This window comes from Jeotgalicoccus meleagridis, assembly GCF_903994045.1.
Classification (GTDB): Bacteria; Bacillota; Bacilli; order Staphylococcales; family Salinicoccaceae; genus Jeotgalicoccus; species Jeotgalicoccus meleagridis.
Genome location: NZ_CAJEWD010000008.1, coordinates 263,077 through 277,894 on the forward strand (window position 1 = coordinate 263,077; position 14,818 = coordinate 277,894).

The following is a 14,818-nucleotide window of genomic DNA, read 5'->3' on the forward strand; positions in this document are numbered from 1 at the left end:
ACCAATAAAAAAGACTTGGTATCTTAACAAGATAACCAAGCCATTCAAGTCTTATTTTAATAGTTCAAATTAAGTCGCTCGATAAAGTTAACTTATTTTACAACTTCTTTTAGAGCGACACGGTCAAATTTAATCACTGCTGATTCATCTGCACGTATGTACATGTGTTTTTGGTCAAATGATTCAACAGTTCCATGCATACCGCCAATTGTGATGATATCATCACCTTTTTGTAGTCCTGCTTGCATTTCTTGTACTTGTTTTTGACGTTTTTGCGCTGGACGAATCATTAAGAAGTACATTACAAGTACTAATACAATAATCGGCGCTAATGTTACTAACATTTCCATTGAATGGTTTCCTCCTGCTTAGAAATTTTTTGGATTTTCTTTATTTAATCCATAAGATTCGAAAAATGCTTCTTTAAACTCTAATAGATTGTCATTTAAAATTGCAGTCCGAATATCTTTCATCAAGTTTAACAGAAAATATAGATTATGATAAGTGGTAAGCCTTAATCCTAAAATTTCATCTGCCTTAAATAAATGTCTTAAATATGCTCTCGTATAATTCTTACAAGTATGACAATCACAGTTAGGATCAAGTGGTGTGAAATCTCTTTCATAAGCCTTGTTTTTAACGACTACTCTACCAACAGAAGTCATCGTAGTACCATTTCTTGCAATACGTGTCGGTAATACACAATCAAACATATCAATGCCACGAATGACACCTTCAATTAAAGCATCTGGTGAGCCAACACCCATGAGATAGCGCGGTTTGTTTTCAGGTAAATACGGCACTGTTTCATCAAGCACTCTATACATTGTTGGCTTAGGTTCTCCAACTGATAAACCACCAATTGAATAACCTGGAAAATCCATAGCGACGAGTTCCTTAGCGGATTGTTTACGTAAGTCTGCATACTCTCCACCTTGGACGATACCAAAGAGTGCTTGGTGTTTATCGTGTCCTTTTTTAAGATGGTGGTTGAGTCCACGCTCAGCCCAACGACTAGTACGTTCCAAAGACTGTTTAACATAGTCATAGTCCGCTGGAATTGGCGCACACTCATCAAAGCTCATCATAATATCTGACCCTAAATCATGTTGGATATCCATAGCACCTTCTGGTCCTAAAAATAGTTTAGAGCCATCAAGATGGCTTCTAAAATGGACACCTTCTTCTGTAATCGTACGTCGGTGACTGAGTGAAAAGACTTGGAAACCGCCAGAATCTGTCAATATTGGCTTGTCCCAGTTCATGAATTTATGCAAGCCACCAGCTTCTTTAATAATATCATTACCTGGTCTTAACCAAAGGTGATAAGTATTTGAAAGAATAATTTGTGATCCGATGTCTGCTAACTCTTCAGGTGACATGGTTTTTACCGTAGCTAGTGTACCGACTGGCATAAAAATAGGCGTATCGATCACACCGTGCGGTGTGTGAAGTTTACCAATACGAGCGCCTGTGTGTTTATCTGTTTTTATATGTTCATAATAAATCGACATTGTGTCACCTCTTTAATATAAAATCATCGCATCTCCGAAAGAAAAGAAACGATATTCCTTATCTACCGCATGTGAATATGCATTCAAAATATGTTCTCTAGAACTAAAAGCTGAAACTAACATGACTAAAGACGATTTTGGTAGATGGAAATTAGTAATTAAAACATCAACCGCCTTATAGGTAAAACCGGGATATATAAAAATATCAGTAAAGCCTGAAGTTTCTTTAAAAGTCCCGTGATCATGCATAATCGTTTCTAAAGTACGTGTTGAAGTCGTCCCAACGGATACAATATTACCGCCAGCCTCCTTAACTGAATTTAAGGTCTCTGCAGCCTCACGAGTCATCGTATAAAATTCACTATGCATCTCGTGTTCTTCAATGGTATCTACAGAGACAGGTCTAAAGGTGCCTAAGCCCACATGTAATGTGATGTAGACAATGTGAACACCTTTAGCTTTTAAGTCAGCTAAGAGTTCTTTAGTAAAATGAAGTCCTGCTGTCGGTGCAGCTGCTGATCCTGTTTCACGAGCGAAGACCGTCTGATAACGATCTTGGTCCTCTAACTTTTCTTTAATATAGGGTGGTAAGGGCATTTCTCCAAGCTCATCTAAAACATGTTCTAATATACCATCATAAATCAGCTTCATATGGTGTATACCTTCATCAAACTTGCCTATACATTCAGCAATCAGTTTTCCTTCACCAAAAATTACTTCAGTGCCAAGTTGAACTTTTTTACTTGGTTTTAGGAGTACTTCATAGCCTTCTTCTATTGGTTTTAAGAGGAGCATTTCAATTTTAGCACCCGTGTCTTTTTTGATGCCAAACAAACGCGCCGGTAACACTTTAGTATCATTTAATACTAAAGCATCACCAGGCTTAATATAATCTCCAATGTTATAAAAATGTTTATCCTCTAAGTCACCTGTATTTTTATTAACAGCTAATAGTCTAGATTCTGTTCTATTTTTTAAAGGAGTTTGTGCAATTAAATTCTCAGGTAAATTAAAATCAAATTCATCTAACTTCATGTATGTCCGCCTCAATCCATGTTCTCTTTTTTAAAATATTCAAAGGACTTAGCAGTTGCTTTACGTCCTCTTGGTGTGCGTTCTAAAAAACCGCGCTGAATTAAGTAGGGTTCATACACGTCATTTAAAGTCACAACTTCTTCACCTATCGATACAGCGATTGTTTCTAGACCGACAGGTCCGCCTCCATAAGTATCGATTATGGTGTTCATAATCTTATGGTCGACAGGCTCTAAGCCCTCAGGGTCTACTTCTAGTACTTTTAGCGCATGATTTGTAGTTTCTAAGCTAATTTCATCTTCACCTTTAACCATGGAAAAGTCTCTGACTCGTCTTAATAGACGGTTTGCGATTCTCGGTGTACCTCTAGAACGTCTAGCGAGTTCCAACATACTGTCTTCATTGAGACTCACTTCAAAAATATCTGCAGTTCTTTCAATGATGTACTGCAGACTTTCCATATCATAATACTGAAGTCTAAGTTGAACTCCAAAACGGTCTCTTAAAGGTGCAGATAAACTACCAAAGCGAGTTGTCGCACCTACAAGCGTAAATGGTGGTAAATCAATCCGTATACTTCTTACTTCATCACCTTGACCGATGACAACATCAATGAAAAAGTCTTCCATAGCAGAGTACAGTATTTCTTCAACCACTCTAGGCAGTCTATGAATTTCATCGATAAAGAGCACATCTCCTGCTTCTAAGCTAGAAAGAATAGCAGCTAAATCCCCAGGTCTTTCAATAGCTGGACCTGAGGTTGTTTTAATATTAACTTCCATTTCATTAGCAATAATATTTGCTAAAGTAGTCTTACCAAGTCCCGGTGGTCCATGCAAAATAACATGATCCAGTGCTTCTTCTCGCATCTTAGCAGCTTTAATGAATATATTTAAGTTTTCTTTGATTGCATCTTGTCCAATATACTGAGACAGTCTGACTGGTCGGAGTGATAGTTCTAAATATTCTTCATTATCGTGCTCATGTTCATCAAGAATACGGTCATCCATTTTATCACTCCTCTTCTTAGTTTAATAATAATTTTAAGCCAGTCTTGACTGCTTCATCAACTGATTGGAAACTTTCTGCAGAAAGTTTTTTCTCTATACGTGCTAGTTCTCTCTTAGAATATCCAAGCGCCTCAAGTGCCAAGAGGGCCTCGTCTATATAGTCATTAGCATAACTTGTTTCTATCGTTTCAAGGTCAACTTTAAGCTTGCCTTTTAGGTCTAAGATAATTTGACTCGCAGTCTTCTTACCAATACCTGGGAACTTTTGCATAAAGGCACTATCTTCTCTTTCAATCGCTTGTACAATTTGACTAGGGCTTGCCGATGCCAAAATTGCAAGACTCGATTTAGGACCAATACCTGTCACTTTAAGTAGTGAATTAAACATATCTTTTTCTTCAGCACTCATAAATCCATATAAGGTGTGTGAATCTTCCCTAACAATAAGTTCAGTATAAATAAGCACTTCTATACTGATCTTACTTTCCAAGCGAAAAGGATTGGCTACAATGATAAAGTAACCAACTCCGTTCGCTTCAACTGTAATACCTGAAGGACTTACCTCTGTCAGCTTACCTTTTATATATTGGTACATTGATTTCACCTATTCTACAAATTCAAACTCTCCGCCTAAAATACGTACAATATCTCCAGCCTTAATTCCACGCTCACGTAAAGCATCATCAATACCCATAGTACGCATTTGTCTAGCGAATCTACGAACAGCTGCTTCACGGTTAAAGTCTGTCATCATAAACAAGCGTTCAATCGATTGACCAGATAGGACATAAGCCCCATCATCATCACGTGTAATTACAAAGTGATCTGGATCTTTTTCATGTCTGTAAATTACGCGGCTTTCCGTTTCAATTTCTTCTTTAACAACTGGTTGCACTTCTAATAAGTCTGCAACTTTGTATAGCAATTCATCAAGGTTTTCCCCTGTTGCAGCTGATATTTCAACGATATCACTGCTTGAATCAATTCCATCAGTAAAGTGTTTAATTATTTCAGGGTCATGATCGATGAGTTCAACTTTATTTAAAGCAATAACCTCAGGTAAATTTAAGAGCTCTTCGTTATACAAGCCCATTTCACGACGGATAGTTAAATAATCCTCTACAGCGTCGCGGCCATCTGTTTCAGAAATATCTACGACGTGCACTAGTACTTTTGTTCTTTCTATATGTCTTAAAAATTGAAGACCTAAGCCAGTTCCTTCAGAAGCACCTTCAATTAAACCAGGCATATCTGCCATGACAAATGTGCGTCCGTCTTTAGATGACACTACGCCTAAGTTTGGTTGTAAAGTCGTAAAGTGATAGTCGCCAGTCTTAGGCTTAGCTTTTGAAACAGTACCTAAAAGCGTAGATTTTCCGACACTCGGAAAACCAACAATACCGACATCAGCCATCATTTTTAACTCTAGTGTAATCTCTAACTCTTCACCTGGTTCCCCGTTCTCTGCAAAGTCAGGTGCTGGATTACGACTGGTCGCAAATCGAGAGTTTCCTCTACCACCACGACCCCCTTTTGCAATCACAGCTTGTTGACCGTGCTCGACTAAGTCAGCAAGTGTTTCGCCACTTTCCTTGTTTTTAACAATGGTACCTGGTGGCACTTTTAACACGAGTGGCGCACTGTTTTTACCGTGCATATTAGAATTCATACCATTTTCGCCATGGCTTGCTTTAAAGTGTCTTTGGAAGCGAAAGTCCATCAGCGTTCTTAAGCCTTCATCGACTTCCATAATTATATCAGCACCATTACCACCGTCACCGCCAGATGGTCCGCCCATAGGGACATACTTTTCTCTCCTGTAAGCGACTAAACCATTACCACCATTACCTGCCTTTAAATAGACAGCTACGTAATCTATAAACATACACTCACCTCCGAGTATCAATCATTATTTATTATAACATTCATAAAAAAAGGCATCAGCAGAAGCTGATGCCACCATGTCTTATTTTGCTTCCTGATAAACAGAAACACGTTTTTTGTCGCGTCCGAAACGTTCGAATTTTACCACACCATCGATTTTAGCAAATAGTGTGTCATCTCCACCGCGTCCTACGTTTTCACCTGGGTGAATTTTAGTACCACGTTGACGGAAGATGATAGATCCTCCAGTTACGAATTGACCGTCTTGTCTTTTAACACCAAGGCGTTTAGATTCTGAGTCACGACCGTTTCTAGTCGAACCTACCCCTTTTTTCGATGCAAAGAACTGTAAGTCTAATTTAAGCATGTCTATACACCTCACTTGTATTCAAGTTTTATAAAATCACTATATTCTGATTCAATCGTTTTCAATGAAATAATCATAGTATCCAAAATCAATTGGACTTTGTCGTCATCCGGATTAATAAGTTTAACACTTAAATATCCACCGTCATCCGCCATGTCGACGTCAGGTTCACTATCAGTTAAGCTAAAAAGTGAATTTACACTGCCAAATACAACTGCCGAAGCACCTGCACAGACTAAATCTTTACCATGGACATCAAAGTCTGCATGGCCAGACATTTCAAATTCTGTCATTTTACCTTGACTGTTTTGTGTGATGATTACTCTAATCATTACGCGTTGATTTTGCCAATTGTTAATTTCGTGTACGGTTGACGGTGACCTTGTTTACGGCTGTAATTTTTTCTACGTTTAAATTTAATCACGTTGATTTTCTTACCACGTCCGTGTTTTTCAACAGTAGCTTCTACTGTTGCACCTTCAATTGTTGGAACGCCAACTTTAACGCTGTCTCCTCCAACAAAAAGTACTTTGTCAAAAGTAAATGAAGCACCTTCTTCAACGTTAAGTTTTTCAACGAAGATTGATTGTCCTTCTTCAACTTTTACTTGTTTTCCACCTGTTTCGATGATTGCAAACATACTTACACCTCCTATTATTTAAGACACGCCACTATAGGTGGGTTCCCCACTTAAACCTATATATGTGCGGTTGATGTTTACTTTTCATCAACTACTGTATTATACAAATATAATATGTTACTGTCAATTACTTCTCCTGAATTCTTTTCTCACTTTTGAAGTTTGGATTGCAAGTATATATATAATTGTAAACACAAAGGCATTGACTAGAACACTCGGCACAGCTCTAAGTGCAAAATAATCAAAAAGTGGCATAGAAATAAAGTCTAATATCCTATATATTGCATACTGATAAAGATCAAAAAACATACTGTTTAATAGGACGACAAATGCCATCGCAACAAAATCCCTATAAAAGACTCTAAAAGCGGTTTGCATAAAGATAACGAAGGCGATAAAACCAAAAGAATATATACCGTAAATTGTTCCTATGTAAATGTCTAACATAATGCCAAACAATAGAGCGAAAAACATACTAATTTTAGGTCCTACATAAATGGTCAAGAGTAAGATATACATAAAGAGAAACTTAGGTACGAAATAAACTTCAACATTAAAGAGTGTCATCGGGGAAAAGCCAGTAAATGACATATCCGCACACATTAACAGGATACCGATAATAAATATTACAATCATCTGCATAAGCTAATCCTCCAACGACTCTGGATCACGTTTCAAGACAAAGACCGTATCGACATCGTTTAAATCACTATTCATCTGAACATAGGCGTTTTGACTTAAACCATATTCATCGTTTTCAACTTCGACTACTTTACCGATTACAATTCCCTCAGGGAAAGAACCAGTTAAGCCAGAAGTGAACACTTCGTCACCTTTTTCTAAGGTCACTTGATTTTTAATATTTTCAACGACGAGAACATTTTTCTCTGTATCAAAAGTTCTCACATTGCCATATACTTTTTCATCACCGTGCTTTAATTCAACAGATAGATTATTTTGTGAAGCATTCGATGAAATGAGCTCAACAAATGATGATCCTCCATTGACTCGACTGACGATGCCAATTAAACCATTTGAAGTCGATACTGCCATACCTTCTTTAAGACCATCTTTTTCACCCTTATCGATGGTAAAAGATTCAAGCCATTGGTCTGGTGCTCTTGAGATCACACTCGCGTTGATTGTCTCATAATCCATTTTTGAACTTACATCTAAAGCTTCTTGTAACTTAGCATTCTCTTCTTCAAGACGTTCATTATCTGCTTGTAGTTGAGGTAGCATATCTAGCTGTTCTTTTAATTTCTTATTTTCGTCAACCGCACCAAACATGCTAAAAAAATCTGAAAAAATATTACCGATAAAACCGAATGGTGCATTAACAGTTTCTTGAGTGGTTGCGACCACATCTCCTGTGAATTGTTCAGCCTTTGTTGTATGGTTTCTCTCCGTTAATGACAAACCGATCAAAGCAATCAAAATAATGATGCCAAACAGTATGATGAGCATGCGGTTTCTATTAAAAAACTTTGTCACTCTAGTCTGCCTCCAATTAAATATATCTGAAGTAAATAATAACACACTTATTTAAAGACTAGCACTATTCTCCCACAGATTTTTAATCTCTTTCATTCGCTCTACGAAAGTTGACAAAATCTCTTCATCCACTGCAAGTGAGAATCTAATATAATTCTCTCCTCGATCACCAAAAGGAATACCTGGCGTTGTTAAAATTGACTGCTCTTTTAACAGATAGTCAACAAAACTTTCACCATTAAAAGTATCAGGCACTTTTATCCAACCAAAAATACCACCTTCAATCGGTTGGATTGGTATTCCTAAATTAATTAGTGCTTCGTTGATATATTCTTTACGTCTTTTGAATATTTCGTTTTGCTTAGGTATGAGTTCATCAGCATGGTCTAATGCTGCGATTGCCGCTTCTTGTGTCACACCAAATACACCGGCATTTGTGTGATCTTGAAAGCGATTAATACTCTCAATCATGTCCGCATTACCTACCGCAAAACCAATTCTATAACCCGACATATTAAAGCCTTTCGATAAGGAATAAATCTCAATTGCTGTTTTAAAATCTGGATCACTCGCTAAAATGCTTGGATGGTCCTCATTAAAACCGAAAGCCGCATAAGCAAAGTCATGCAAGATTTTAATGTGACTATCTTTAAAGCGTTCAATCGTGTCATCAAAGAACGTTTTGTTAGCAACAGCACCAAGAGGGTTTGATGGGTAATTCAGATAAATTAAATCTGTCTCTTTTAATTCTTCAGTCAAAGCATCAAAGTCCGGTAAATAATTATTTTCTTTAAGTAAAGGCATGTCAATGGCTTTACCCTTTACCAGTTCTACTGCTGTTATATAATCGGCATAACCTGGATTAGGTAGCATAATACCCACTCCAGGGTTATAGTGAGCCAATGGAAAATTCACTAGACCATTTTTTGTACCAAAAAGAATGGCAACATTCTCTTCTTGTAAATCAACACCATAAGTCCTTTTATAAAAGCGTTTGATACTGTCTTTTAATTCTGTTTTACCTCTAAACGGTCCATACTTTTGGTTTTCTTCTTGGTCAATTGCTGATTTAACTCGATCAGTAATGACTTTTGGTGTTTTACCATCAGGTATCCCCACAGCTAAATTTAATAGTGGTTTATCCCCTGTCTCTATGGTTTTATTCATCATACTTGAAAAATAGGATGGGCTGAGGGAGTTTACTAAATCACTCGCCATAATTATTCCTCCTCTGGTTTGTCGAAACCTTTAAAATCTTGATCAATTACTTCATTAAATTCTTCTGACTGTACCGCATTAATTAAGTCTTCCTCTAGTTTACTACCGGCATCTTCTCCGTTGATAACGATTTGATTTCTAAAGTATTCATTCATTTTTTCTAAGACAAGCGCATCTTCTAATTTCATATCACTTGCTAAGGCAAAGTTACCTGGAACGAGAGATAAACCGATTTGATCAACACTTCTTGGTAGCTGTCCTGCGTCTTGAAAAATAAATTCAAGGTTTTTCTTATTATTTGTAATATCACTCTCTTCAATCGCAAAAGGATCTGCATCTTCACTAATAGTAATAAGGCCAGCATCTTCTAGTGTTAAAAAGCCTCTTGAAGAATTGACTGGATCTAGTGGTAAGGCAACTTCGCTACCTGAAGTGATGTCTTCTAGACTAGAAAATTCACTGCTATATAAACCCATTGGTGCAGTAGGAACTTGAACAATATTTTTTAAATCTGTGCCATTTTCTTCATTATAACCATCCATGAACAAAACATTTTGGAAGAGGTTGGCATCTAAATCTCCGTTAGCCAAGGCATTGTTCGGTTGTATATAGTCACTGTATTCAACAATTTCAACAGTATAACCTTGTTCTTCTAACACTGGTTTTAAAGCGAAACTTGCCATGTCAGCAAATGGTCCACTTGATGCTCCGATTGTGATGAGTTCACCTTCGTCCTCATGAAGTAAAAAAGTCGTGGCAATTATAACTACAAGTGTACCTAATAAAAATGTAATAATTCCTCTCATTATTTACCCTCCGCTCTATTTGCGATGAAGTCACCAATCCATTGCACGATTTGTACGATGATAATTAAGACAATCACTGTAACAATCATAGTTAAAGTGTCATATCGGTAATAACCGTAGCGAATCGCTAAGTCACCGATTCCTCCACCACCAACAACACCTGCAGTAGCAGAAAAGGCAATGATTGAAATAATCGTTAAAGTAATAGCCTGAGCGATACTCTTTTTAGCTTCTGGTAACAAGACATCAGTAACAATTAAAAGTATTGGCGCACCACCAGCAATGCTCGCTTCAATCACACCGTCTTTGACTCCATTGAAGCTTGATTCTACTAATCTAGCAAATAATGGAATGGCAGCAATTGATAAGGCAACACTCGCAAACACTGGACCATGAGAAGCATTGACTAACCAAGTCGCAAAAGGCATAATCGCAACGATTAGAATAATGAACGGGAAGGACCGAATAATATTCACTAACCAACCTAAAGCCGCGTTTAAGGGTTTTATCCTAAAGAGTAAGGGATGCTGAGTGATGTATAAAAGTACACCGAGTGGCAAACCTAAAAGTACTGCAAAAAATATAGCTATTGATACCATCTGTGTCGTTTCTAATAAAGCTTTAAATAAAATCGGCCATAATTGACTTAAACTATCCAATATAAGCCACCCTTTCTATCCCATTTGATTGATCAATATGGTTTTTAAGTCTTTCTATTTCCGAGTTTTCCCCACTGACCTGAAACATGAGAAAACCGAGCGGTTGATCTTTAATATACTCAATACGACCATTCAAAATACTAATATTTAAATTAAATTCTCTATATAGCTTGTTTAAATAATTTTCTTCTGCATTTTCACTTAAGAATTGAATGGTAATCACTTGGTTTTCTTTGTTTTCCTCTATTTGCTTAGGAATCTCAAAGTTATATATTTCTTGGACAAAGTCTTTAGTAATTTCTTTTTTTGGATGACTAAAGACATCATAGGTCGGCCCTATTTCAATAATTTCTCCTGCTGACATGACACCCACGCGGTCTGCAATTTCTTTAATCACTTCCATTTCATGAGTGATGATGACAATGGTAATTCCGAGTGTCTTATTTATATTGTTTAATAGTTTTAAAATACTTTTTGTCGTATCTGGATCTAATGCACTTGTTGCTTCATCACAAAGTAAGACATCAGGATCATTAGCAAGTGCCCGAGCAATACCAACTCTTTGCTTTTGTCCACCACTTAAATTAGAAGCTAAAATCTCAGATTTATCACTCAATCCCACAAGATCCAGTAGTTCTTTGATACGCTTTGGTACTTGTTTTTTATCGTACTTTGATGCTTTTAAAACAAACTCAATGTTGTCGTAAACAGTCTTTGACTCGATAAGATTAAACTGCTGAAAGATCATGCCTATCTTTTGTCTTTTTACTCTAAGTTCATTTTTTGAGAGTTGAGTTAGGTTTTCACCATTAACCATCACTGTCCCTGTAGATGGTTCTTCTAAGAGATTAATTAATCTTAAAAGTGTGGATTTACCGGCGCCAGAATAGCCAATTAAGCCGAATATTTCACCATCTTCAATATCGAGTGATGTTTCTTTTAAGGCCTCAACTGTCCGACCTTTCAAATGATACGTTTTTGATACTTTGTTTAAATGGATACTCATGTCATACCTCCTGAAATTAAAAAAACCATTCATCAAATAGACAAATGGCAATAAGTGATTATCTGTCAAGCCGATGCCTGCAGGATTTAGCACAGTACTTTTAAAAGCCTGTTGCTGAGATTTCACAGGGCCTGTCCCTCCATCTCTCTTGATAATAGTTATTTAATTGTGTTTAATCATATACTGGATATAATCAATTGTCAAACAATTCCCAATTTCTTACTGCTTTCTCCGGCATACTTAAACTTAGAATGACAAGTTCTGCATATATATCTTTTTTCATAGCCCTTCATTCTTTTAGTAAATTGATAAGAGCAGGTTGGACAAAAATATACATGTTCGATTCCTTTATATTTGTATGAACGGCTCTTAGCTATACCTAATTTATTAAGTGTGTCTTTAAAATACTGGTCTTGATCTTTATATGGTAGTCCTAACTTATAAAGCGCATAATGTACACATTCATGATAAAGTACATCAAGAATAACTGCCTTACTATTATTGTCGACAAAAGACTTTGATATGACAATTTCTTCACTGATAATTTTTCGATTTTTTGTTTTAACAACAAATGCCCCTAGCTTATTTTTCATACGGCTAGAGATTCTGATTGGTATCATTAAATTTATATTAAAATTCTTAGAGCAAAATTGTTCTGCATAGTCTGTCATTGTTTTTACGTCCATCACAGTCACCTGACTTATAAAATAAGAAAAGGGAGACTTAAAGTCTCCCAACAGATAAATAATATAATATGATATCTAGGCCAAAGGCACTATCGAAGAACGATTGAGCTAATAATATGAAGTATAGCTATAATTTGATATGTCGTTCTGTTATGTATTTCTTAATGTATTTTCATTATATTTTAATACTTGAAGTTTTTCAAGGTCAAATTGAAAGAAAATTCTTTGTAATATTCCTGTAATAATTAGCGAGAAATTTCAAATATGGTTAAAAAGCCTTGCCAATGCTATCTTAATACAATACTTGTATAAAATTATTTCAAAATTTCGCTAAAATAATGTGTAAATCTACAGTAATAATTTCGTGATGATTTTTAAGTATGCTCTCAATCTGTGATTCACTGATGTGCCAAGTTAAAGGTGTCATCGTTAGTATATCTCTCAAAACCTCTTCATCGACTTCTCTTTCATAAGTCACTCTTTCTTCGCTAATAACATCAACTTTATTTCTCATTAAGTTGACTGTATCTGTATTTTCATATTCTTTGTCTTCATCTGATAGATGTTCTCTAATTTCTTTTAAATAATGACTACCAGGAATGATTTTTATCAAGAGACCATTTGGTTTCATAATGCGTTTAAATTCAGAGTAATTAGCTGGAGATAAAAAGCTCAAGATAATGTCTTGACTATGTTCTTTAAATGGAGTCTGTGTTAAATCTCCGACTAACCAATTTAGATCACTGTAGTTTTTTGCAGCCATTACTATGCCATCTTTAGATATGTCCAAGCCGATTCCATGAATGCTATCTTTATCTAAATGATTAAAGATCGCATTTAAATGTGTTCCTTCACCAGAACCTGCATCGAATACCAGTCCACCTTCTTGTAATGCCTCATCTATAATTTTAGAAATCTTTTGATGAACTTTATCATAAAATTTATAATCATAGATAATGCGTTTTCTTGCATCAAATAAGGTATGATCATACATTGTTGATACTTGTTTTTGAAGCATATTAACATAACCTTGTTTAGCTAAATCAAAACTATGGCCCTTCTCACAAACAAGACTTTTTGAGTCCATCACCGTCATTTCAGAATGACAGATAGTACATTGTAGAGCGCCTTCATGTTCTTGAAAATTTAGGGCTGCAAGCTCTCTTTTTTTCATAAAAATTCCACCTATATATTTCAATTTCATTACAAAATGTAAAGGTTCTTTACGACAGATAAATTCTTAACTACTACGTGTTATTCTACATTATAACAAGTGAATGAGGAGTTTAGTATGAATTATCTTAAAAACATACTTGAAATATTTATAATATCTACTCGATTAGGTTTAACGTCTTTTGGAGGACCGTCAGCACATCTCGGATATTTTCATGCAGAATATGTGGACAGAAAGAAATGGATCGATGAAAAGTCCTATGCTGATTTAGTCGCACTTGCCCAGTTTTTACCTGGTCCCGCTTCAAGTCAGGTCGGAATTGGTATCGGTGTTATGCGCGGCGGAGTATTAGGTGGACTGATTTCCTTTTTAGGTTTCACTTTCCCTTCAGTTCTTGTCCTTATTATTTTCGCGTCTTTAATGTCTACTATTAATGTTGGTGATGCGAGTTGGATCCAAGGATTAAAAATTGTCGCGGTTGTCATTGTGCTTCATGCAGTTCTTGGTATGGCTAAAAATTTAACGCCTGACATACATAGAAAATGCATCGCTTTATTTGCAGTAATTATATTACTAGTATTTCCATCGGTCCTAAGTCAGGTCGGAGTAATTGTAATCGCAGCAATAGTCGGTTTATTTCTTTTTAAAAATGATGATACAACACATGTTAAAACAAGTTTTCCTATTAATAAGTACTTTTCAATTTTTTGTTTAATCTTATTTTTTGCACTCTTGATTATGTTACCAATTTTAAGAGAAATCACTGGTAACTATTGGATTACTTTTATCGATAGTTTTTATCGTTCAGGTTCACTTGTATTCGGTGGCGGTCATGTTGTTCTACCACTACTAGAACAAGAATTTGTCGCTCTAAATTGGATTAGTGAAGAAGCGTTCTTAGCAGGCTATGCTGCTACACAAGCAGTACCAGGACCCCTATTCACCTTTGCAGCCTATCTCGGAACCGTCATGAATGGATGGTTCGGTGGAATAATCGCAACACTCGCAATCTTTCTACCTGCCTTCTTACTTATTTTAGGGTGTCTCCCTTTTTGGGATATGATTCGTAATCACGACAAGGCAAAACGTGCAATTATGGGTGTTAATGCTGCTGTTGTTGGAATCTTATTTGCAGCACTCTATACACCAATCGCAACTTCAGCCATCCATGAACCTAAGGACTTCGCTTTAGCAGCAATTTTGTTTGTTATGTTGAATTACTTAAAACTCGCTCCTTGGATTATCGTTCTGTCTGGAGCAGTTGGTGGAATTTTAATATCATTTATATAGATAAAAAGCTTAAATGACTCCTAGATTGGTGGTCA

The 14,818-nt window shown here is 36.2% G+C and carries 18 protein-coding genes, 1 riboswitch and 1 other annotated feature; of the genes, 1 reads left to right on the forward strand and 17 read right to left on the reverse strand.

The features are described from left to right. Positions 1–92: 92 nt before the first annotated feature. The 17 genes from yajC to JEOSCH030_RS07065 all read right to left on the reverse strand — a co-directional run bounded on the left by yajC (position 93) and on the right by JEOSCH030_RS07065 (position 13,493). Positions 93–350, reverse strand: a complete 258-nt coding sequence (gene yajC, locus JEOSCH030_RS06985; RefSeq protein ID WP_185125899.1) for a preprotein translocase subunit YajC — start codon at positions 348–350, stop codon at positions 93–95. A gap of 18 nt (positions 351–368) precedes the next feature. Then, positions 369–1,514: a tRNA guanosine(34) transglycosylase Tgt gene (gene tgt, locus JEOSCH030_RS06990; protein WP_185125900.1), complete on the reverse strand. Its 1,146-nt coding sequence runs from the start codon at positions 1,512–1,514 to the stop codon at positions 369–371. 12 nt (positions 1,515–1,526) lie between these two features. Beyond that, a complete protein-coding gene (gene queA / locus JEOSCH030_RS06995) occupies positions 1,527–2,549 on the reverse strand; it encodes a tRNA preQ1(34) S-adenosylmethionine ribosyltransferase-isomerase QueA (RefSeq protein ID WP_185125901.1) in 1,023 nt (340 codons plus the stop codon). Between the two features lie 11 nt (positions 2,550–2,560). Beyond that, a complete protein-coding gene (gene ruvB / locus JEOSCH030_RS07000; protein ID WP_185125902.1) occupies positions 2,561–3,559 on the reverse strand; it encodes a Holliday junction branch migration DNA helicase RuvB in 999 nt (332 codons plus the stop codon). Between the two features lie 16 nt (positions 3,560–3,575). Then, the gene (gene ruvA / locus JEOSCH030_RS07005) at positions 3,576–4,154 is read right to left on the reverse strand and encodes a Holliday junction branch migration protein RuvA (protein ID WP_185125903.1); all 579 of its coding nucleotides are present in this window, start codon (positions 4,152–4,154) and stop codon (positions 3,576–3,578) included. Positions 4,155–4,163: 9 nt separating this feature from the next. Next, positions 4,164–5,444, reverse strand: a complete 1,281-nt coding sequence (gene obgE / locus JEOSCH030_RS07010) for a GTPase ObgE (RefSeq protein ID WP_185125904.1) — start codon at positions 5,442–5,444, stop codon at positions 4,164–4,166. 81 nt (positions 5,445–5,525) lie between these two features. Beyond that, entirely contained in the window at positions 5,526–5,810 is a 285-nt protein-coding gene (gene rpmA / locus JEOSCH030_RS07015; protein ID WP_185125905.1) for a 50S ribosomal protein L27, read from the reverse strand. 11 nt (positions 5,811–5,821) lie between these two features. After that, positions 5,822–6,142, reverse strand: coding sequence for a ribosomal-processing cysteine protease Prp (locus tag JEOSCH030_RS07020; protein WP_185125906.1), 321 nt, complete (start codon positions 6,140–6,142; stop codon positions 5,822–5,824). Continuing rightward, entirely contained in the window at positions 6,142–6,450 is a 309-nt protein-coding gene (gene rplU, locus JEOSCH030_RS07025) for a 50S ribosomal protein L21 (RefSeq protein ID WP_185125907.1), read from the reverse strand. The genes JEOSCH030_RS07020 and rplU overlap by 1 nt, the downstream gene beginning before the upstream one ends. A gap of 11 nt (positions 6,451–6,461) precedes the next feature. Continuing rightward, positions 6,462–6,532 (reverse strand) — a sequence feature (ribosomal protein L21 leader region). A gap of 41 nt (positions 6,533–6,573) precedes the next feature. Then, entirely contained in the window at positions 6,574–7,092 is a 519-nt protein-coding gene (gene mreD, locus JEOSCH030_RS07030; protein ID WP_185125908.1) for a rod shape-determining protein MreD, read from the reverse strand. Positions 7,093–7,095: 3 nt separating this feature from the next. After that, the gene (gene mreC, locus JEOSCH030_RS07035) at positions 7,096–7,944 is read right to left on the reverse strand and encodes a rod shape-determining protein MreC (RefSeq protein WP_185125909.1); all 849 of its coding nucleotides are present in this window, start codon (positions 7,942–7,944) and stop codon (positions 7,096–7,098) included. 51 nt (positions 7,945–7,995) lie between these two features. Next, on the reverse strand, positions 7,996–9,162 hold the full coding sequence (locus JEOSCH030_RS07040; RefSeq protein WP_185125910.1) for an aminotransferase class I/II-fold pyridoxal phosphate-dependent enzyme: 1,167 nt from the start codon (positions 9,160–9,162) through the stop codon (positions 7,996–7,998). A gap of 2 nt (positions 9,163–9,164) precedes the next feature. Further along, on the reverse strand, positions 9,165–9,968 hold the full coding sequence (locus JEOSCH030_RS07045; RefSeq protein ID WP_185125911.1) for a MetQ/NlpA family ABC transporter substrate-binding protein: 804 nt from the start codon (positions 9,966–9,968) through the stop codon (positions 9,165–9,167). Further along, positions 9,968–10,567 (reverse strand): methionine ABC transporter permease, encoded by a 600-nt coding sequence (locus JEOSCH030_RS07050; protein WP_185126545.1) that lies wholly within the window; start codon positions 10,565–10,567, stop codon positions 9,968–9,970. The genes JEOSCH030_RS07045 and JEOSCH030_RS07050 overlap by 1 nt, the downstream gene beginning before the upstream one ends. Before the next feature lie 52 nt (positions 10,568–10,619). Continuing rightward, a complete protein-coding gene (locus JEOSCH030_RS07055) occupies positions 10,620–11,633 on the reverse strand; it encodes a methionine ABC transporter ATP-binding protein (RefSeq protein WP_185125912.1) in 1,014 nt (337 codons plus the stop codon). Between the two features lie 55 nt (positions 11,634–11,688). Continuing rightward, positions 11,689–11,791: riboswitch (SAM riboswitch) on the reverse strand. A gap of 42 nt (positions 11,792–11,833) precedes the next feature. Continuing rightward, positions 11,834–12,304 carry a SprT-like domain-containing protein gene (locus JEOSCH030_RS07060; RefSeq protein WP_235962251.1) on the reverse strand — a complete coding sequence of 157 codons (471 nt, stop codon included), beginning with the start codon at positions 12,302–12,304 and terminating at the stop codon, positions 11,834–11,836. A gap of 334 nt (positions 12,305–12,638) precedes the next feature. Further along, positions 12,639–13,493, reverse strand: coding sequence for a putative RNA methyltransferase (locus tag JEOSCH030_RS07065; RefSeq protein WP_185125914.1), 855 nt, complete (start codon positions 13,491–13,493; stop codon positions 12,639–12,641). A 117-nt stretch (positions 13,494–13,610) separates the two neighbouring features. Between JEOSCH030_RS07065 and chrA the strand changes: the two genes are divergently transcribed. Then, complete coding sequence (gene chrA / locus JEOSCH030_RS07070) at positions 13,611–14,783, forward strand: chromate efflux transporter (RefSeq protein ID WP_185125915.1); 1,173 nt, start codon at positions 13,611–13,613, stop codon at positions 14,781–14,783. Positions 14,784–14,818: the final 35 nt, after the last annotated feature.